General features: G+C 73.8%; 15 protein-coding genes. 14 read left to right on the top strand and 1 reads right to left on the bottom strand.

Features of this window, described 5'->3' with window-relative positions; translation table 11 throughout:
• Window positions 1-65 precede the first annotated feature (65 nt).
• The 14 genes from pyrR to RF644_RS06730 all read left to right on the top strand — a co-directional run bounded on the left by pyrR (window position 66) and on the right by RF644_RS06730 (window position 17129).
• On the top strand, window positions 66-689 hold the full coding sequence (gene pyrR, locus RF644_RS06795; protein ID WP_017832300.1) for a bifunctional pyr operon transcriptional regulator/uracil phosphoribosyltransferase PyrR: 624 nt from the start codon (window positions 66-68) through the stop codon (window positions 687-689).
• Window positions 686-1684, top strand: coding sequence for an aspartate carbamoyltransferase catalytic subunit (locus RF644_RS06790; protein ID WP_017832301.1), 999 nt, complete (start codon window positions 686-688; stop codon window positions 1682-1684). Before pyrR ends, RF644_RS06790 begins: the two co-directional genes overlap by 4 nt.
• A gap of 6 nt (window positions 1685-1690) precedes the next feature.
• Entirely contained in the window at window positions 1691-3007 is a 1317-nt protein-coding gene (locus RF644_RS06785) for a dihydroorotase (protein ID WP_133410207.1), read from the top strand.
• Window positions 3008-3047: 40 nt separating this feature from the next.
• Window positions 3048-3551, top strand: a complete 504-nt coding sequence (locus tag RF644_RS06780) for an ABC transporter permease (RefSeq protein WP_109269158.1) — start codon at window positions 3048-3050, stop codon at window positions 3549-3551.
• A 61-nt stretch (window positions 3552-3612) separates the two neighbouring features.
• Window positions 3613-4869 carry a glutamine-hydrolyzing carbamoyl-phosphate synthase small subunit gene (gene carA, locus RF644_RS06775; protein ID WP_368795942.1) on the top strand — a complete coding sequence of 419 codons (1257 nt, stop codon included), beginning with the start codon at window positions 3613-3615 and terminating at the stop codon, window positions 4867-4869.
• 1 nt (window position 4870) lies between these two features.
• Complete coding sequence (carB, locus tag RF644_RS06770) at window positions 4871-8191, top strand: carbamoyl-phosphate synthase large subunit (RefSeq protein WP_368795941.1); 3321 nt, start codon at window positions 4871-4873, stop codon at window positions 8189-8191.
• A complete protein-coding gene (pyrF, locus tag RF644_RS06765; RefSeq protein ID WP_368795940.1) occupies window positions 8184-9113 on the top strand; it encodes an orotidine-5'-phosphate decarboxylase in 930 nt (309 codons plus the stop codon). The genes carB and pyrF overlap by 8 nt, the downstream gene beginning before the upstream one ends.
• A 176-nt stretch (window positions 9114-9289) precedes the next feature.
• Window positions 9290-9604 (top strand): integration host factor, actinobacterial type, encoded by a 315-nt coding sequence (gene mihF / locus RF644_RS06760; RefSeq protein ID WP_017832307.1) that lies wholly within the window; start codon window positions 9290-9292, stop codon window positions 9602-9604.
• 68 nt (window positions 9605-9672) lie between these two features.
• A complete protein-coding gene (gene gmk, locus RF644_RS06755; protein WP_031282390.1) occupies window positions 9673-10272 on the top strand; it encodes a guanylate kinase in 600 nt (199 codons plus the stop codon).
• A 29-nt stretch (window positions 10273-10301) separates the two neighbouring features.
• On the top strand, window positions 10302-10859 hold the full coding sequence (rpoZ, locus tag RF644_RS06750) for a DNA-directed RNA polymerase subunit omega (RefSeq protein ID WP_017832309.1): 558 nt from the start codon (window positions 10302-10304) through the stop codon (window positions 10857-10859).
• A 34-nt stretch (window positions 10860-10893) separates the two neighbouring features.
• Complete coding sequence (coaBC, locus tag RF644_RS06745) at window positions 10894-12126, top strand: bifunctional phosphopantothenoylcysteine decarboxylase/phosphopantothenate--cysteine ligase CoaBC (protein WP_368795939.1); 1233 nt, start codon at window positions 10894-10896, stop codon at window positions 12124-12126.
• A 70-nt stretch (window positions 12127-12196) separates the two neighbouring features.
• Window positions 12197-13402 carry a methionine adenosyltransferase gene (gene metK / locus RF644_RS06740; RefSeq protein ID WP_035928490.1) on the top strand — a complete coding sequence of 402 codons (1206 nt, stop codon included), beginning with the start codon at window positions 12197-12199 and terminating at the stop codon, window positions 13400-13402.
• A gap of 2 nt (window positions 13403-13404) precedes the next feature.
• A complete protein-coding gene (locus tag RF644_RS06735; RefSeq protein WP_368795938.1) occupies window positions 13405-15519 on the top strand; it encodes a primosomal protein N' in 2115 nt (704 codons plus the stop codon).
• 128 nt (window positions 15520-15647) lie between these two features.
• Window positions 15648-17129, top strand: coding sequence for a glutamate--cysteine ligase (locus RF644_RS06730; protein WP_368795937.1), 1482 nt, complete (start codon window positions 15648-15650; stop codon window positions 17127-17129).
• Between the two features lie 47 nt (window positions 17130-17176).
• Here RF644_RS06730 and betT read toward each other — a convergent pair whose 3' ends face one another.
• Window positions 17177-19423: a choline BCCT transporter BetT gene (gene betT, locus RF644_RS06725; protein WP_368795936.1), complete on the bottom strand. Its 2247-nt coding sequence runs from the start codon at window positions 19421-19423 to the stop codon at window positions 17177-17179.
• Between the last annotated feature and the right edge of the window lie 376 nt (window positions 19424-19799).

Genomic DNA, 19799 nt, shown 5'->3' with positions numbered 1-19799 from the left:
GCTAGTTTGGGGCGAGCAAGCAACCTTTAAGTCCGTCCTGTGAGGCGGGGAAGGAGGCGGCACCCATGAACGACGACACCTCCGCGGCCGGTCCCTCGACGGGACCCGCCGCCGCGCGCGTCATCCTCTCGGCAGCCGACATCGACCGCGCCCTGACGCGCATCGCCCACGAGATCCTCGAGGCCAACAGAGGCAGCTCGGACCTCGTCCTGCTCGGCATCCCGCGCCGCGGCTATCCGCTGGCCCAGCGGATCGCCGCCAAGATCGCCGCCTCCGACACCGGCTTCGACGCCGCCGCGAGCCTCGGCCAGCTCGACGTCACGATGTTCCGCGACGACCTGCGCAAGAACCCCGCCCGCGCCCCCCAGCCGACGCGCATCCCCGTGCAGGGCATCGACGGGCGCACCGTGGTCCTCGTCGACGACGTCCTGTACTCCGGGCGCACCGTGCGCGCCGCCCTCGACGCCCTCGTGGACGTCGGCCGGCCCCGCGTGGTCCGCCTCGCCGTGCTGGTGGACCGCGGCCACCGGGAGCTGCCCATCCGCGCCGACCACGTGGGCAAGAACCTGCCCACCTCCTCCCAGGAGAAGGTCCGGGTCCGGCTGGCCGAGACCGACCCGGAGCCCCGGGCGGCGGAGAACGCCGACTGCGTGGTCATCGAGACCACCGTGCCGGGAACCGGCGCATGAGGCACCTGCTGTCCACGAAGGACCTCTCCTACGACGCCGCCCTGACGTTCCTGGACACCGCGGACCAGATGGCCGCCGTGGGCCAGCGCTCCGTCAAGAAGCTCCCCGCGCTGCGGGGCCGCACCGTGGTCAACCTCTTCTTCGAGGACTCGACCCGCACCCGGATCTCCTTCGAGACGGCCGCCAAGCGCCTGTCCGCGGACGTCCTCAACTTCTCCGCCAAGGGCTCCTCGGTCTCGAAGGGGGAGTCCCTCAAGGACACCGCCCAGACCCTCGCGGCGATGAGCGCCGACGCCGTGGTGATCCGGCACTCGGCCTCCGGCTCCCCGCAGCAGCTGGCGGAGTCCGACTGGATCGACGCCGCGGTGGTCAACGCCGGCGACGGCACCCACGAGCACCCCACGCAGGCCCTGCTCGACGCCATGACCCTGCGCCAGCACCGTGCCCGCACCGAGGGCCGCGAGAGCACCCGCGGGCTCGACCTCGAGGGCATGCACGTGGTGATCGTCGGCGACGTCCTGCACTCCCGGGTGGCCCGCTCCGACCTGTGGCTGTTCACCACCCTCGGCGCCCGGGTCACGTTCGTGGCCCCGCCAACCCTGCTGCCCGTCGGCATCGCGGACTGGCCGTGCCGGGTGGTCTTCTCCCTCGACGAGGCCCTGGACCCCGCCCCGGACGCCGTGATGATGCTGCGCGTGCAGCGGGAGCGGATGCACGCCGCGTTCTTCCCGACCGCCCAGGAGTACGCCCGGGAGTGGGGGCTGACCCCCGAGCGGGTCGCTGCCCTCGACGCCGCCGGGGCCGCCACGGCGATCATGCACCCGGGGCCCATGAACCGCGGGCTGGAGATCTCCTCCGCCGCGGCGGACTCCCCCCGCTCCACGGTCCTGGACCAGGTGCGCAACGGCGTCTCCGTGCGGATGTCGGTGCTCTACCTGCTGCTCTCCGGCGACGACCTCGACCCCACCTCCACCCCGCACCCCCAGGAGCGCTGACCTCTCGTGACCTCGTACCTCATCCAGGGCGCCCAGCTGCTCGGCGAGCAGACCGCCGACATCCTCGTCGAGGACGGCGTGATCCGGCGCATCGGCCCCGACCTCGCCGCGGACGCGGGCGACGCCCGGGTCCTCGACGCCGCCGGGCTCGTGGCCCTGCCCGGGCTCGTGGACATCCACACGCACCTGCGCGAGCCCGGCCGGGAGGACGCCGAGACCGTCGAGACCGGCACCCGGGCGGCCGCGCTCGGCGGCTACACCGCGGTCTTCGCGATGGCCAACTCCGATCCCGTGGCGGACACCGCCGGTGTGGTGGAGCAGGTGCACGAGCTGGGCCGCTCCGCGGGCTGGGTCGAGGTCCGTCCCGTGGGGGCCGTGACCGTGGGCCTGAAGGGCGAGCGGCTGTCCGAGATCATGGCGATGGCCGAGTCCCGCGCGGGCGTGCGGATGTTCTCCGACGACGGCATGTGCGTGCACGACCCGGTGCTCATGCGCCGGGCCCTGGAGTACGTCAAGGGCTTCGACGGCGTCGTGGCCCAGCACGCCCAGGAGCCGCGGCTGACGGAGGGCGCCCAGATGAACGAGGGCGCCGTGTCCGCCGAGCTCGGGCTCACCGGCTGGCCCGCCGTCGCGGAGGAGGCGATCATCGCCCGCGACGTGCTGCTCGCCGAGCACGTCGGCTCCCGCGTGCACATCTGCCACCTCTCGACCAGGGGCTCCGTGGACATCGTCCGCTGGGCCAAGCAGCGCGGCATCGACGTCACCGCCGAGGCCACCCCGCACCACCTGCTGCTCACCGACGAGCGGGTCCGCAGCTTCGACCCGGTGTTCAAGGTCAACCCGCCGCTGCGCACGGACGAGGACGTGCACGCCCTGCGCGAGGCCGTGGCCGACGGCACCATCGACGTGATCGGCACCGACCACGCCCCGCACCCGGCCGAGGACAAGGAGTGCGAGTGGTCCTGCGCGGCCAACGGGATGACCGGGCTCGAGACCGCGCTGTCCGTGGTCCAGCTCAGCCTCGTCGACACCGGCCTGCTGACCTGGCGCGACGTCGCCCGGATCACCTCGGCGACCCCCGCCCGGATCGGGCGCCTCGCCGGCCAGGGCCGGCCGCTCGAGGAGGGCGAGCCCGCGAACATCACCCTGTGGGACCCGGCCGCGACCACCGTGGTGGACCCCGCCCGGCACGCGTCCAAGGGCCGCAACAGCCCCTACCGCGGCATGGAGCTGCCCGGCGCGGTGCGCGCCACCTTCTTCCGCGGCCACCCCACCGTCCTCGACGGGGCCCTCAACACCCCCGCCCCGACCCCCGCCGCCTGACCGCGCCGACCCCCTTCCACCGCCCGGAGGCCCCCGTCCCATGGACCAGCTCAGCACCGTGCTCGTCACGGTCATCGTCCTCGCCGTGCTCTTCGCCCTGCTCCGCCGGGGCTGGCGCACGCGCGTGCGACGCCAGTCGGGGATCGCGGCGCCGGCCGCGCCGCCGGAGGGGATCGAGGAGCGCGAGCCCCGGCTCGTGGTCCCGGGCATGTACGTGAGCACCACGGAGACCGGCGCCCCGCTCGAGCGGATCGCGGCCCACGGACTGGGCGTGCGCGCCCGGGCGACGGCCCTGGTCCACGACGACGGCGTGCTCCTGGACCGGCAGGGCGCCCCGGGCCTGTTCGTCCCCGCCGCCGACCTCGTGTCCGTGGGCACCAGCTCCGGGATGGTCGGCAAGTTCGTGGAGCGGGACGGGCTCGCCGTGCTGACCTGGCGGCTGGGCTCCACCGTGGTGGACACCGGCTTCCGCACCCAGCGGGCCGAGGACAAGCAGCGTCTCCTCGACGCCGTGGAGGCGATCGTCCCGGCACCGCACTCCTGACCCGCCGGCGGCGCCCGCCGCCCCGCCTTCCCGACCCACAGACCCGAACGTGAGGACGACCTTGAGCTCGATCACCACTGACCCCGCCGTGCTCGTGCTGGAGGACGGCCGCGTCTTCCGCGGCCGCGCCTACGGCGCCCTCGGCACCGCCCTCGGCGAGGCCGTGTTCTCCACCGGCATGACCGGCTACCAGGAGACCATCACCGACCCGTCCTACGCCGGCCAGCTCGTCGTGCAGACCGCCCCGCACATCGGCAACACCGGCGTCAACGCCGCCGACGCCGAGTCGCGGCGGATCTGGGTGTCCGGCTACGTCGTGCGCGACGCCGCCCGCCGCCCGTCCAACTGGCGCTCCGAGGGGTCCCTCGACGAGCAGCTGGCGGCGCAGGGCGTCGTCGGCATCCAGGACGTCGACACCCGCGCCATCACCCGCCACCTGCGGGACCGCGGCGCGATGCGCGGCGGGATCTTCTCCGGGGACGCCGCGCTGCGCCCCGACGCCGAGCTCGTGGCCGAGGTCGGCGCCGCCGAGCGGATGGAGGGGCGCCGGCTCGCGGAGACCGTCTCCGCCCCGGAGGCCTACGTCGTGGAGCCCGCCGAGCACGGCTGGACCGGCGAGGTCCTGCACGAGCTGGTGGCGGTGGACCTCGGCATCAAGTCGATGACCCCGCACCGCTTCGCCGAGCGCGGGGTGCGCGTGCACGTGGTGCCCGCCGACACCGGCTTCGAGCAGATCCGGGCCCTGGCCCCGCGCGGGGTGTTCTTCTCCAACGGCCCCGGCGACCCCGCCACCGCCGAGCGGCAGATCGAGACGCTGCGGGAGGTGCTGCGCGCCGGGATCCCGTTCTTCGGCATCTGCTTCGGCAACCAGCTGCTCGGCCGGGCCCTGGGCTTCGGCACCTACAAGCTGGTCTTCGGTCACCGCGGGATCAACCAGCCGGTCCTGGACCGGCGGACCGGGCGCGTGGAGATCACCGCCCACAACCACGGCTTCGCCGTGGACGCGCCCCTGGACGGCCCGGTCGAGGCGCCCCTGGGCGAGTTCGGCCGCGTCGAGGTCAGCCACGTGTGCCTCAACGACGACGTGGTGGAGGGCCTCAACTGCCTCGACCTGCCCGCGTTCTCGGTGCAGTACCACCCGGAGGCCGCCGCCGGCCCGCACGACGCCTCCTACCTCTTCGGCCGGTTCATCGAGCTGATGGACAGCCACCGGGACGGCCGCGCCGACCCGACCATCGACAACGCCGTCCCCGGCGGCGCCCAGGGCGCCCAGAGCTCCGAGGACACCCCGAACGCACAGGAAGAAGGGCAGAACTGACATGCCGCGCAGGACAGATCTCACCAGCGTTCTGGTCATCGGCTCCGGGCCGATCGTCATCGGACAGGCCGCGGAGTTCGACTACTCGGGCACGCAGGCCCTCCGGGTGCTCAAGGAGGAGGGCCTGCGGGTCATCCTCGTGAACTCCAACCCGGCGACCATCATGACCGACCCCGAGTTCGCCGACGCCACCTACGTGGAGCCCATCACCCCCGAGGTGGTGGAGAAGATCATCGCCAAGGAGCGGCCCGACGCCCTGCTGCCCACCCTGGGCGGGCAGACCGCGCTCAACACGGCGATCGCCCTCGACGCCAACGGCGTGCTCGACAAGTACGGGGTGGAGCTGATCGGCGCCAACGTCGAGGCCATCAACCTGGGCGAGGACCGCGAGAAGTTCAAGGGCGTGGTGGAGCGCTGCGGCGCCGAGTCCGCCCGCTCCGTCATCGTGCACTCCATGCACGAGGCCCTCGCCGCCGCCCAGGAGCTGGGCTACCCCATGGTGGTCCGCCCGTCCTTCACGATGGGCGGCCTCGGCTCGGGCCTGGCCTACGACGAGGAGGACCTGCACCGCATCGCCGGCGCCGGCATCCAGTACAGCCCCACCTCCGAGGTGCTCCTCGAGGAGTCCATCCTCGGCTGGAAGGAGTACGAGCTGGAGATGATGCGCGACAAGCACGACAACGTCGTGGTCGTGTGCTCCATCGAGAACTTCGACCCCGTGGGCGTGCACACCGGGGACTCGATCACCGTGGCCCCGGCCATGACGCTGACCGACCGCGAGTACCAGAACCTGCGGGACATCGCCATCGCCGTGATCCGCGAGGTCGGCGTGGACACCGGCGGGTGCAACATCCAGTTCGCGATCGAGCCGGACACCGGCCGCGTCGTCGTCATCGAGATGAACCCGCGCGTCTCCCGCTCCTCGGCCCTCGCCTCCAAGGCCACGGGCTTCCCGATCGCCAAGATCGCCACGAAGCTGTCGCTGGGCTACACCCTCGACGAGATCCCCAACGACATCACCCGCAAGACCCCGGCGTCCTTCGAGCCGACGCTGGACTACGTCGTCGTGAAGATCCCCCGCTTCGCGTTCGAGAAGTTCCCGGCCGCGGACCCCACGCTGACCACCACCATGAAGTCGGTCGGCGAGGCCATGGCGATCGGGCGCAACTTCACCGAGGCGCTGCAGAAGGCCATGCGCTCCCTCGAGCAGAAGGGCTCCAGCTTCTCCTTCGTGCGCCCTGAGCTCGACGACGACGCCCTGGCGCGGCTCGTCGACGCCACCCGCACGCCCACCACCGAGCGGATCCAGCAGGTCCAGCAGGCCCTGCTGGCCGGCGCGTCCGTGGAGCGGCTCTACGAGGCCACGGGCATCGACCCCTGGTTCCTCGACCAGCTGGTGCTGCTCAACGAGGTCGCGGACGTCGTGCGCCAGGACGCCGACCTCACGGTGCGCACCCTGCGCCTGGCCAAGCGGCACGGCTTCTCCGACGCCCAGATCGGCGAGCTCGCCCACCTGGCCGAGGACGTGGTCCGCGGCGTGCGCCACGCGCTGGGCATCCGCCCCGTGTTCAAGACCGTCGACACGTGCGCGGCGGAGTTCGAGGCGTTCACCCCGTACCACTACTCCTCCTACGACGAGGAGAGCGAGGTCGGCCGGCACGAGCGCCCCTCCATCATGATCCTCGGCTCCGGGCCGAACCGGATCGGGCAGGGCATCGAGTTCGACTACTCGTGCGTGCACGCCTCCATGGCGCTGCGCGAGGCCGGGCACGAGACCGTGATGGTCAACTGCAACCCGGAGACCGTCTCCACCGACTACGACGTCTCCACGCGGCTGTACTTCGAACCGCTGACCTTCGAGGACGTCATGGAGGTCGTCGAGACGGAGCGGCGCACCGGCGGGCTGCTCGGGGTGTTCGTGCAGCTCGGTGGGCAGACTCCGCTCAAGCTCGCCGCCCAGCTCAAGGCCGCGGGCGTGCCGATCCTCGGCACCACCCCGGAGGCCATCGACCTCGCCGAGGACCGCGGGGAGTTCGCCCGGGTGCTCGCCGAGGCCGGGCTGCGCCAGCCGAAGAACGGCACGGCGTCCACCTTCGAGGCCGCCAAGCGGATCGCGGACGACATCGGCTACCCGGTGCTCGTGCGCCCCTCGTACGTGCTCGGCGGCCGCGGCATGGAGATCGTCTACGACGAGCCGGCCCTGGCCCGCTACCTGCAGAACGCCACCGAGGTCTCCGCCTCGCGGCCCGCGCTGATCGACAAGTTCCTCGAGGACGCCATCGAGATCGACGTGGACGCCCTCTACGACGGGACGGACCTCTACGTGGGCGGCGTCATGGAGCACCTCGAGGAGGCCGGCATCCACTCCGGGGACTCCGCGTGCACCCTGCCGTCCATCACCCTCGGCCCGGACGTGGTCGAGCGGGTGCGCGAGGCCACCCTGGCCATCGCCCGCGGCGTGGGCGTGTGCGGGCTCATCAACATCCAGTTCGCCGTGGCCTCCGACATCCTCTACGTCATCGAGGCCAACCCGCGGGCCTCCCGCACCGTGCCGTTCGTCTCCAAGGCCACGGGCGTGCAGCTGGCCAAGGCTGCCGCCCTCATCGGCACCGGCACCACCATCGCCCAGCTGCGGGCCCAGGGCCACCTGCCGCAGCGCATCGACGGGTCCACGCTGCCCGCCTCCGCCCCCGTGGCCGTCAAGGAGGCCGTCCTGCCCTTCGCGCGCTTCCGCACCGCCGAGGGGGCCGTGGTCGACTCCCTGCTCGGCCCGGAGATGCGCTCCACCGGCGAGGTCATGGGCCTGGACAAGTACTTCGACACCGCCTTCGCCAAGGCGCAGGCGGCGGCGAACGTGTCCCTGCCCACGTCCGGGCGGATGTTCGTGTCCGTGGCCAACAAGGACAAGCGCTCCTCGATCGCCTACGTGCGGATGTTCCGCGACCTCGGCTTCGAGATCCTCGCCACCGGCGGCACCGCGGACGTGCTGCGCCGCAACGGCATCGAGTCCACCGTGGTCCGCAAGATCCGCGAGACGGCCCCCGGGGAGCGGACCATCGTGGACCTCATCGCCGACGGGGAGATCGACCTGATCTTCAACACCCCGGCCGGCGGCGCCGCCCGCGGCGACGGCTACGAGATCCGCGCCGCGGCCACCAGCGTGGGCGTGCCCCTGATGACCACGGTCTCCGTGCTGGGCGCCGCCCTGCAGGCCGTCACCGCGCTGCGCTCCTACTCGTGGGACGTGACGAGCCTGCAGGAGCACGAGCAGCGCCTGGAGGCCCTCCTGCGCGCCGACGAGCCCGAGGCCGTGCGTGCCTGAGGACACCGCCCCGGCGCCCGGCCCGGTGACCGACCCGGTGACCCCGGCGCCCGGCCGGGCACCCTTCGGCGCGCGGCTGGGCGCCGCGATGGACGAGCACGGGCCCCTGTGCGTGGGCATCGACCCGCACCCCGGCCTGCTGGACGCGTGGGGCCTGCCCCGCTCCGCCGAGGGCCTGCGCCGGTTCGCGCTCACGGTCCTGGAGGCCGCCGCCGGGCACGCCGCGGCGATCAAGCCCCAGGTGGCGCTGTTCGAGCCCTACGGCGCCGCCGGCTTCGCCGTGCTCGAGGAGCTGCTCGCGCAGGCGCGCTCGGCGGAGCTGCTGACGGTCGCCGACGCCAAGCGCGGGGACATCGGCTCCACGATGGAGGCCTACGCGGCCGCGTGGCTGGGGGAGGGGTCCCCGCTCGCGGCGGACGCCGTGACCCTGAGCCCCTACCTCGGCTTCGAGTCGCTGCGCCCGGCCCTCGACCTGGCGGCCCGCACCGGCCGCGGCACGTTCGTGCTGGCGCTGACCTCCAACCCCGAGGGGCGCTCCGTCCAGCACGTCGGGGGCCGGGAGTCGGTCGCCGGCTCCGTGTGCGCCGCGGCGGCCGCCGAGAACGACCGGCTCCGCGGGTCCGGGGGAGAGCCGGCCGCCCGGGCCGGTCTCGGCTCCTGCGGGCTGGTGGTGGGCGCCACGGTCGGCAGCGCGCTGACCGAGCTCGGCATCGACCTGACGGCGGTGCGCGGACCGCTGCTCGCCCCCGGCTACGGCGCGCAGGGCGCCCGCGCCGAGGAGCTCCCGGCCGTGTTCGGCGCCGCGGCCGGGCAGGTGCTCGCGGCCTCGAGCCGGGCGATCCTGCGCCGTGGACCGGAGGTGCCGGCGCTGCGGGAGGCGGTCCTGCGCTCGGCAGGGGAGCTGGCGGCAGCCCTGGACTGAGCCCCCGCGGTGGTCCCGCGCCTCCTCCCGCCGGCTCCCCGGCGACGACACCCCTGGTCACACCACGGTCGTGTCGCCTTGCGAAGCATCGTTCTTCATGTAGTTTCTTTAGCAAACGGGCTGTCCGTCCTCTCGTGGGACGGGGGCTGCAGTCCGTGGCGACGAGGAGGAACCACATGGCACTGCGTCCGTTGACCGACGAGGAGCGAGCCGCCGCGAGGGAGAAGGCCACCCGGGCACGGACGGCGCGCGCCGACGTGAAGAAGGGGCTGCGCGAGCGCCGCATGACGGTCGCCGAGATCCTCGACCGCGCGGACCGGGACGAGGCCGTGAGCCGGCTGAAGGTCTCGGACCTGCTCGAGGCCACCCCCGGCATCGGCAAGGTCCGCTCCGCGGCCATCATGGACGAGATCGGCATCGCCCGCACCCGGCGGCTGCGCGGGCTCGGCGTGCACCAGCGCAGGGCGCTCATCGAGCACCTGGACCGCTGAGCCGGGCGGGGCGCGGAGGCCCCGGGCGCGATCCGCTAGATTGGGGGAAACACCCCAGTCCCAGGAGGATGCCCGTGAGCCTCGACGCGCCCCGCGCCGCGCGCCCGTCCCTGACCGTGCTCGCCGGACCCACGGCCGTGGGCAAGGGCACGGTCTCGACCTACGTCCGGGACCACTACCCGCAGGTGTGGCTGTCCGTGTCCGCGACCACCCGGGACCCCCGCCCGGGGGAGGTCGACGGCACCCACTACTTCTTCGTCTCCGACGAGGAGTTCGACGCCATGGCCCGCGACGGGCAGCTGCTGGAGTGGGCCGTGGTGCACAACTCGCACCGCTACGGCACGCTGCGCTCCACCGTGGAGCGGGCCCTCGAGCGCGGGCTCAGCGTCCTGCTCGAGATCGACCTGCAGGGCGCCCGCCAGATCCGCAACACCATGCCGGAGGCCAACTTCGTGTTCCTCGCCCCGCCCAGCTGGGACGAGATGGTCGCCCGGCTCGTCGGCCGGGGCACCGAGACGGCGGCCGAACAGCGGGTCCGGCTGGAAACCGCTAAACTGGAGCTCGCGGCAGAGCCGGAGTTCGACCACACCGTAATCAACGACCGGGTCGAGCGCGCCGCCGCCGAACTCGTGCAGCTCATGGGGGTCGACCCCGAGCCGGCATCCTGAGACCCGTCCACCCCGTCTGGAGCAATCGCTTGTCTACCCACACCGAAGGCATCATCAACCCGCCGATCGACGCCCTATTGAAGAAGTCCGACTCCAAATACGGGCTCGTGATCTTCGGCGCCCGGCGGGCCCGGCAGATCAATGCCTACTACTCGCAGCTGCACGAGGGCCTCTTCGAGTACGTCGGTCCCCTCGTGGACACCCAGCTCAACGAGAAGCCGCTGTCGATCGCCTTCCGCGAGATCGACGAGGGCCTCATCGAGGGCCGCCCGGTCGAGCACGCCGGGTTCGCCGAGAACGGCCAGCTCACCACGGAGGCCGACCTCGCCGCCGACGTCTTCGGCGCCGACTTCTTCGCCCAGGGCACCGAGGAGAGCGCCGTTGACTTCTCCGCGGACGCCGCCTTCTCCGGCGGCACCTCGGTGGACTTCTCCTCGGGCGACGACAGCCCGGCCGAGCCGCTGGGCGACCTGCCCGGCAGCGGCGCGGCCATCGCCGCCGACAACGCCTCCGACGGCGCCGGCGACGCGGCGGACGCCGCTCCGGAGGAGCCGGGGCGCGAGCCCGGGGACCTCCAGGACCTGTGAGCCGGCCGGCACCCCGACGACGGGGCGCGGCGGCGTGAGGATCGTCCTCGGCATCGGCGGGGGCATCGCCGCGTACAAGGCGGCGCTGCTCCTGCGCCTGTTCACCGAGAGCGGCCACACGGTGGTGCCCGTCCCCACCGAGGCCGCGCTGCGCTTCGTCGGCGCCCCCACCTGGGAGGCGCTCTCGGGCCAGCGGGTCAGCACGGACGTCTTCGACCGCGTGGACGAGGTCAACCACGTCCACCAGGGCCAGGCCGCCGACCTCGTCGTCGTCGCCCCGGCGACCGCCGACCTGCTGGCGCGCGCCGCCCACGGGCACGCCGACGACCTGCTGACCACCACGCTGCTCGCCACGCGCGCCCCGGTGCTGTTCGCCCCGGCGATGCACACCGAGATGTGGCTCAACCCGGCCGTGCAGGCCAACGTGGCGCAGCTGCGCGCCCACGGGCACACCGTGCTGGAGCCCGCGGACGGCCGGCTCACCGGCCCCGACTCGGGCCCCGGCCGGCTGCCCGAGCCCGAGGTCGTCCGCGACGCCGCGCTGCGCCTGGCCGGGGACGGCGGCGCCCCCGACGGCCCGCTGGCCGGCACGCGGGTGCTCGTGAGCGCGGGCGGCACCCGCGAGCCGCTGGATCCCGTCCGGTTCCTGGGCAACCGCTCCTCCGGCAAGCAGGGCGTGGCGATCGCCGCCGCCGCCCGGGACGCCGGCGCCGCGGTCACCCTCGTGGCCGCCCACCTCGAGACGCCGGTGCCCGCCGGCGTCGAGGTCGTGCACGTCGGCACCGCGGAGCAGCTGCGCCGCGCCTGCGTGCGCGCCGCGGCGCGGGCCGACGTCGTGGTGATGGCCGCCGCGGTGGCCGACTACCGCCCGGCCCGGATCGCCGACGCCAAGCTGAAGAAGGCCGAGGACGGGTCCAACCCCGTGCTCGAGCTGGTGCGCAACCCCGACGTCCTCAAGGAGCTCGTGGACCTGCGCAACACCGCCCGGCGCCGCCAGCTCCTCGTCGGCTTCGCCGCCGAGACCGGGGACGCCGAGACCGACCCCCTGACGTTCGGGCGCCGCAAGCTCGTGCGCAAGGGCTGCGACCTGCTGGCCGTCAACCACGTGGGCGAGAACCTCGTCTTCGGCCAGGACACCACCACCCTCACCGTGCTCAGCGCGGCCGGGGCCCCCGAGGAGGTGCTCGAGGGCTCCAAGACGGACGTGGCCCGCGGGCTCGTGGCGCGGATCGCGCAGGAGCTGACCGGCGTCCGCACCGGAGCCTGACCCGCCCGGGCCGGCGGCGCCGACCGGTGCGGCGCTGCGCCGTCCGGGGCGCCCGGTAGTGTGGTCTCCCGTGAGCGAGACGACCCAGCACCTGAGACTGTTCACCTCCGAGTCCGTCACGGAGGGACACCCCGACAAGATCTGCGACCAGATCAGCGACTCCATCCTGGACGACCTCCTGCGCCAGGACCCCGAGTCCTCCGTGGCGGTCGAGACCATGGTGACCACCGGGCTGGTGCACGTCGCCGGCGAGGTGAAGACCCGCGGCTACGTGGAGATCCCCAACGTGGTGCGCAAGACGCTGCTCGACATCGGCTACAACTCCTCGGTGCACGGCTTCGACGGCGAGTTCTGCGGGGTGTCCATCAGCGTCGGGGAGCAGTCCCCGGAGATCTACGAGGGCGTGTTCCAGTCCCTCGAGGTCCGCGAGGGCACCGCCCGCGACGCCCGCGACGCCCAGGGCGCCGGGGACCAGGGCATCATGTTCGGCTACGCCTCCAACGAGACCGAGGTGCTGATGCCGGCGCCGATCCACATCGCCCACCGCCTCTCCGAGCAGCTCACCCGCGTGCGCAAGACCGCCGTGCTGCCGGGTCTGCGCCCCGACGGCAAGACCCAGGTCACCCTCGGCTACGACGGCGACCGCCCGGTGGCCGTGGACACCGTGGTGGTCTCCGCCCAGCACGTCGAGGGCTACGACCTCGACCAGCTCGCCTCCGACCTGCGGCGCAGCGTGATCAGCCCCGTGCTCGAGGAGTCCGGGCTGGACCTCTCCGGGACCCAGGTGATCATCAACCCGGCCGGCAACTTCGTGCGCGGCGGGCCCGTGGGAGACGCCGGTCTGACCGGCCGCAAGATCATCGTGGACACCTACGGCGGCATGGCCCGCCACGGCGGGGGCGCCTTCTCCGGCAAGGACCCCTCGAAGGTGGACCGCTCCGCCGCCTACGCGATGCGCTGGGTGGCCAAGAACGTGGTGGCGGCCGGCCTCGCCGACCGCGTGGAGGTCCAGGTCGCGTACGCGATCGGGCGCGCCGCCCCCGTCGGGCTCTACGTCGAGACCTTCGGCACCGAGAAGGTCGCCCCCACCCGGATCGAGCACGCCATCCGTGAGGTCTTCGACCTGCGGCCGCTGGCCATCATCGAGGACCTGGACCTCAAGCGCCCCATCTACGCGCGCACCGCCGCGCACGGGCACTTCGGCCGCTCCGAGCCCGAGTTCACCTGGGAGCGCACCGACCGCGTCGCGGACCTGCGGTCGGCCGCCGGGGTCTGACCGTGGACCCGGAGGGCGCCGGGGACGCCGCGGAGGGCCCGCGGCAGCTGTCGCTCCTCTCGGGCTTCCCGCCCCGGCCCCCGCGCGAGGACGCCAAGGGCGTGGGCGCGGTGCTGCCGGCCGCGCACGACCCCGTGGCCCGGGTGCTGCTGGACACCCACGTCCCGCACCTGGACCGCCCGTTCGACTACCTCGTGCCGGCCGAGCTGGCCGGGGCGGCGGTGCCGGGCGCCCGCGTCAAGGTCGGCTTCGGCGGGCAGGAGTTGACGGGCTTCGTGCTCGAGCGCACGGGCGAGTCCGAGGTCATGCACCGGATCCAGCCCCTGCGCCGGGTGCTGTCCCCGCTGCCCGTGCTCGCCCCGGAGATCGCCCGGCTGGCCGAGGACGTCGCCGCCCGCTCGGCCGGCACGGCCGCGGACGTCGTCCGGGCGGCCGTCCCGCCCCGCGTCGCCCGCGTGGAGAAGGAGGTCGAGCAGCGGCTGGCCGAGGTGCCCGGCCACTCGACCGGGCTGTCCCCGCACGCCCCGGGCCCCTCCCACGACGCCGCGCTGGCGGACTACGCCGGCGGTGCGCAGTTCCTGGCGGAGCTGGCGGCGGGGGCCTCCCCGCGGGCCGTCGTCGAGGTGCTGCCCGCCCACCCCGCCCACGACTGGACGGACGTCCTGGCCGCCGCGATCGGCGCGGCGTGGCGGGCCGGGCGCGGGGCGGTCGCCGTCGTCGCGGACCAGAAGGCGCTGGCGCGGCTCGAGCGCTCGGTCGCGGACGAGATCGGCGGGGAGCACCTGGTGCGCCTGCACGCCGAGGACGGGCCCACGCCCCGCTACCGGGCGTTCCTCGCCGCGGCCACCGGGCAGGTCCGGGTGGTCCTCGGCACCCGCTCCGCCGCGTACGCCCCCGTGGACGACCTCGGCCTCGTGGCGTGCTTCGACGACGGCGACGAGAACCTCGTGGAGCAGCGCGCCCCCTACCAGCACGTCCGGGACGTGCTGCTGCTGCGCGCCGGGCGCACCGGGTGCGCGGCGCTGTTCGCCGGTCACGCGGTCAGCCCCGAGGCCCAGCGGCTCGTCGTCTCCGGGTGGGCCCGCCGGATCGCCCCCGCGCGGGACGTGCTGCGCGTCCACACCCCGCGGATCGTCTCCACCGCCGACTCCTTCCACACCGCCCGGGACCCGCTGGCCTCCCGGGCCCGGCTGCCCGAGGCCGCCTACCGCGCGGCCCGCGAGGCCCTCGAACGGGGCCCCGTCCTGGTCCAGGTCGCCCGAGCCGGCTACGCCCCGCACCTCGCCTGCGAGCGCTGCCGGGAGCCCGCCCGCTGCACCGCCTGCGACGGGCCCCTCGGGGTCGTGTCCCGGCGGGGGGTGCCCCGGTGCGGCTGGTGCGGCCGCTCGGCGCACGCCTGGTCCTGCGCCGCCTGCGGGTCCCCCCGGATGCGCCTGGTCACCGTCGGGGCGCTGCGCACCGCCGAGGAGCTGGGGCGGGCGTTCCCCAAGGTGCCCGTCGTGGCGTCCTCGGGCGACGCGGTGCGCGCGGAGGTCCCCGGCACGCCCGCCCTCGTCGTGGCCACCCCGGGCGCCGAGCCGGTCGCGGAGGGCGGCTACGCGGCCGCCCTCCTGCTGGACGGCAACCGGATGCTGATGCGACCCGCCCTGCGCGCCGCGGAGCAGACGCTGCGCCGGTGGTTCAACGCCGCCGCGCTGGTGCGCCGCGCCCGGGACGGCGGGATCGTGGTGGTCACCGCGGAGCACGAGGCCGCCGTGGGCGCGCTCGTGCGGTGGGACCCGGCCGGGTACGCCGAGCGCGAGCTGGTGGAGCGCCAGGCCCTGGGCCTGCCCCCGGCCGTGCGCTCGGCGGCCGTGACGGGCCCGGCCGCGGCGGTCGCGGCGTTCCTGGCCGACCTCGAGCTGCCGCCCGCCGTGCGGGTCATCGGGCCCGCGCCCCTGGAGGACCACGAGCCCGGGCCCGACGGGGAGCCGGCCCCGCACCGGGCGCTGCTGTTCTTCGGCTACGGCGTGGCCGGGGAGGTCACCCGCCGGCTGCGGGCCGCCCGGTCGAAGGCCTCCGCGCTGCGCAAGCACGCCCCGGTGCACGTGCGCTGCGACGTCACCGACCTGCTCTGAGGACCGCGCCGGCCCGGGCGCACCCGCAGCCGGCGCAGCGGCGGGTGCGCCCGGGTGTTGGCGCACGGGCCGCGGTGTGGTTGGTTGGTGTCCTGGGGCCGCACCGCGGCCGGGAGTCGGAGGCCACCGTGGGCGAAGAGGTCAGTTCCCGCAGCTACACGCGCGAGCAGCGCCAGCGCTACCGGGAGAAGGTCCGCGAGGACCTCGACGTGTTCGAGCAGATGCTCGCCCGCGCCTCGTTCGAGTTCGACCGGCCCATGACGGGGCTGGAGATCGAGCTCAACCTCGTCGACGGGCGGTTCGACCCGCACTTCCACAACGACGAGGTGCTCGCCGCGATCGCCGACCCCGGGTACCAGACCGAGCTGGCGCGGTACAACATCGAGCTCAACGTGCCTCCCCGCCCGCTGCCCGGACGGGCCGCCCTCGAGCTCGAGGAGGACCTGCGCGCCTCGCTCAACGCCGCGGACGCCGCGGCCCGCGGGGTCGGCTCGCGGATCGTGACGATCGGCATCCTGCCCACCCTGCGGCCCGAGCACTACGAGCAGGAGTGGATCAGCGACAACAACCGCTACACGGCGCTCAACGACTCCATCTTCGTGGCGCGCGGGGAGGACATCCGCCTCGAGATCGAGGGGCCCACCGGCGAGCGGGTCGACACCTGGTGCGACTCGATCGCCCCCGAGTCGGCGTGCACCAGCGTCCAGCTGCACCTGCAGGTCGCCCCCGCCCAGTTCGCGGCGCACTGGAACGCCGCCCAGGCGCTGTCCGCCCCGCAGATCGCCCTCGGCGCGAACAGCCCGTTCTTCTACGGCCGGCGGCTGCACGCCGAGACCCGGATCGCGCTGTTCACCCAGGCCACGGACACCCGCCCGGTGGAGCTGAAGAACCAGGGGGTGCGCCCCCGGGTGTTCTTCGGCGAGCGGTGGATCACCTCGATCTTCGACCTGTTCGAGGAGAACGTCCGCTGGTTCCCGGCGCTGCTGGCCGAGAGCTCCGAGGAGGACCCGGCGGCGAAGCTGCGGGCCGGGATCGCCCCGGACCTCTCGGAGCTGCGGCTGCACAACGGGACGGTCTACCGCTGGAACCGGCCGATCTACGACGTCGTGGGCGGCCGGCCGCACCTGCGGGTGGAGAACCGGGTGCTGCCCGCGGGCCCGACGATCACCGACGTGATGGCCAACGCCGCGTTCTACTACGGGGCCGCGCGCGTGCTGGCCCGGCAGGAGCGGCCGGTGTGGACCCGGATGAGCTTCCCGGCCTGCGCCGAGAACTTCACCCGCGCCGCCCGGGACGGCATCGACGCCCGGCTGTACTGGCCCGGCTTCGGGGAGGTCAGCGCCGACGAGCTCGTGCTGCGCCACCTCCTCCCGCTGGCCCACCAGGGTCTCGAGGAGTGGGGGGTGGCTCCGGAGGTGCGCGAGCGCTACCTGGGGATCATCGAGGGCCGGTGCGTCTCGGGAGTCAACGGCGCGGTGTGGCAGACCCGGGCGGTCGAGCACTTCGAGCGCCACGGCGCGGACCGGCCCACCGCCCTGCGCCGGATGCTGGAGGCCTACGCCGAGCACATGGACGACAACGAGCCGGTGCACACCTGGTCCGTACCCTAGGCACTGCGCGGGCGCCGCGGGGTGGGCCCCCCGCGCCGGTGCGGGGCTCAGGTCCCGATGGGCTCCACGTCCTCGGCCCGCTCCGGGACCGCATCGGCCGCGGCGGGCTGCGGGGGCGTCAGGACCGAGGCGTAGGCGTGCTCCGTGGAGTACCGCAGGAACGACAGGTGGGCCTCGTAGCGGTCCAGGACGTCGTTGATCAGCTGCTGCTGGGTCAGCCCCATCAGGTCGTAGCCCTCGCTGCCGGTCTGCGTGAACACCTCGAGCCGGTAGTAGACGTCCGTCTCCCGGGACATGCTGCGGGCCCCGATCATCGGCACCGGCGCCCGGACGGCTGCCACCTGGTAGTGGAAGTCCCGGTGGTCGGCCATGTTCACGACGAGCGCGTGCTCATCGATGCCGGTCCCGGCGTTCGGGGTCGTGCGCAGCTCCGCCTGGTGGCCCAGGTCGCGGAACTCGTCGGCGACGTCCTGGAGCGCGGGCCGCACGACGCGCCCGACGAACTGGGCGACGGCCTTCTGCGAGGGATAGGACCGCAGGCGGGCCAGGCGCTGCCGCCACGTCTTCTCGGGGACCAGGCCGCCGTGGACCGCGTCGAGGCGCCGGCGCAGGGTCCGGCCCTCGCGCTCGGCCCGCTCCATCCGCAGCACCTTCGAGAAGGAGGCCATGACGAGGAAGGCGATGACCGTCACCGGCAACGCGAAGATCAGCGTGGCGTGCTCCATGGTGGTGACGCCCCCGGCCACGAGCATGGCGATGGTGAGCACCGCGGTCAGCAGCGCCCAGAAGATCCGCAGCCACTTCGCCCCGTCCTGCGCCGGGTCGGGGATGGTCGAGGAGAAGTTCGACATCACCATCGCGCCGGAGTTGGCGCTCGTCAGGTAGAAGAGAAGCCCGGAGAGCGTGGCCAGGCCGATGAGGAAGGCCGCGCCGGGGAACATCTCGAGCAGCGCGTACCAGCCCTGCTCCGGGCTCTCCACGGCCAGCCGGGCGAACTCGGTGTTGCCGCTGAGCACCTCGTGCATGGCGGAGTTGCCGAAGACGGTCACGATGAAGAAGTCGCAGAGCACGGGTGCGGTGATGGCCGCGACGACGAACTCCCTCAGCGTCCTGCCCCGTGAGATGCGGGCGAGGAACAATCCGACGAACGGTCCCCACGCCAGCCAGAAGGCCCAGAAGAACAGCGTCCAGCCGCCCATCCACTCCGAGCCGCCCTCCACGTAGGCGAAGGTCTGCACCGTGCGCTCGGGCAGGGTGAAGACGAAGCGGCCGATGTTCTCGACCATGGCGTTGAGCAGGAAGGCGGTCTCGCCGGTGACGAGGATGTAGAGCATCATCGCGCCCGCGCTCCAGAGGTTGAGCTCGGAGATGACCCGGATGCCCCGGTCCACCCCGGAGGTGCAGGCCGCGACCGTCATGACGACGGCCACCAGCACGAGGGCGATCTGCAGCGCCAGGCCTTCCGGTAGCCCGAAGAGCCAGGCAAAACCGACGTTCAGGAGCACGACCCCGATGCCCATCGATGTCGCCACGCCGAACACGGTGCCCACCAGGGCGAAGACGTCGATGACGTCGCCGGTGGTCCCGCGGACGCGCCGGCCGAGCAGCGGGTACAGGGCGGCCCGGATGGAGAGCGGCATGCCCCAGCGGTAGGCGAAGTAGCCCATGGCCATGCCCAGCAGGGCGTACATCGACCAGCCGGCCACGCCGTAGTGGAACATCGTCCAGACCACGGCGTCCTGGGCGGCCTCGGCGGAGCGGGGGTCGGCCGCGGGGGGAGCGACGAACTGGGTGATCGGTCCGGTCACCGAGTAGAAGAGCATGTCGATGCCCACGCCGGCGGCGAAGAGCATCGCGACCCAGGTGAAGAGCCCGTACTGCGGGCGGGAGTGGTCCGGGCCCAGCCGGACGCTGCCCTCCTTGGAGAAGGCGACCCAGAGGACGAAGAGGATCACCAGGGTCACCGTGAGGACGTAGAACCAGCCGAGGTTGGTCGCGATCCAGCCGACGACGTCCCGCATGGCGCTCGCGGCGTGGTGCGGGGCGGCCATCGCCCAGACCGAAAACGCGAGGATGACCAGGGAGGACGTGACGAAGACCCGCCAGTTGACGCGGGGCTCGCGGTCCTCGGCGAGCTCGGCCGGGCCCTTGCTCAGCTCGGTGCTGGAGATCGGGGGGAGCTCCTCGTGGGGAAGGCGTGAACGGCGGCGCACGGCCGCGCCGAACCGGTCCCGCTCGACCATCGCCCTCGACGGCTCGGGCTCCGGCCTCTGGTCGTCGTCTGCTTCCGTCACTCGATCGGTCCTTTCCTGGGGTGGGGCTGTCCGGGTGGCGCGGCACGGCGCGCCGGCGACCGGGCGAGGACCTCTCGGAGACGGCGGACCGGCCTGCTGCGCTCCTTGCCGCTGGTGGCCGTGCTCGTGCGGCGGCGGTGGCAGGCCCCCGGGTGCCGGTCCGCCGGCTGCGGTGGGTGCCCGGTCCGGCGTGGTGCCGTGGCCGGCAACGGTGCGGGCCGTGGCGCCGTCGTCGTGCCGGGTCACCGCGGGAGGTGCGCTCAGAGGCCACGGGGCGCTTCCCGTCCGCCGGGGCCGCCCGGGGTCGGTCGGGCCGGCACGCCGGAGCACGGCGAGGGGAGCGGGCCCGGGAGGTCCTCCGGGTCGGCATGGGGCG

The organism is Kocuria sp. CPCC 205258 (genome assembly GCF_040981005.1).
In the GTDB taxonomy this organism is placed as follows: domain Bacteria; phylum Actinomycetota; class Actinomycetes; order Actinomycetales; family Micrococcaceae; genus Kocuria; species Kocuria rosea.
Note: the sequence above shows the minus strand (reverse complement) of the source record. Positions and strands in the feature narration are given on the sequence as shown.

What these genes read in the sequence shown, in the direction of transcription:
- pyrR (WP_017832300.1), top strand. Translation starts at nt 66, where the DNA reads ATGAACGACGACACCTCCGCGGCCGGTCCCTCGACGGGACCCGCCGCC.
- RF644_RS06790 (WP_017832301.1), top strand. Translation starts at nt 686, where the DNA reads ATGAGGCACCTGCTGTCCACGAAGGACCTCTCCTACGACGCCGCCCTG.
- RF644_RS06780 (WP_109269158.1), top strand. Translation starts at nt 3,048, where the DNA reads ATGGACCAGCTCAGCACCGTGCTCGTCACGGTCATCGTCCTCGCCGTG.
- carB (WP_368795941.1), top strand. Translation starts at nt 4,871, where the DNA reads ATGCCGCGCAGGACAGATCTCACCAGCGTTCTGGTCATCGGCTCCGGG.
- mihF (WP_017832307.1), top strand. Translation starts at nt 9,290, where the DNA reads ATGGCACTGCGTCCGTTGACCGACGAGGAGCGAGCCGCCGCGAGGGAG.
- gmk (WP_031282390.1), top strand. Translation starts at nt 9,673, where the DNA reads ATGCCCGTGAGCCTCGACGCGCCCCGCGCCGCGCGCCCGTCCCTGACC.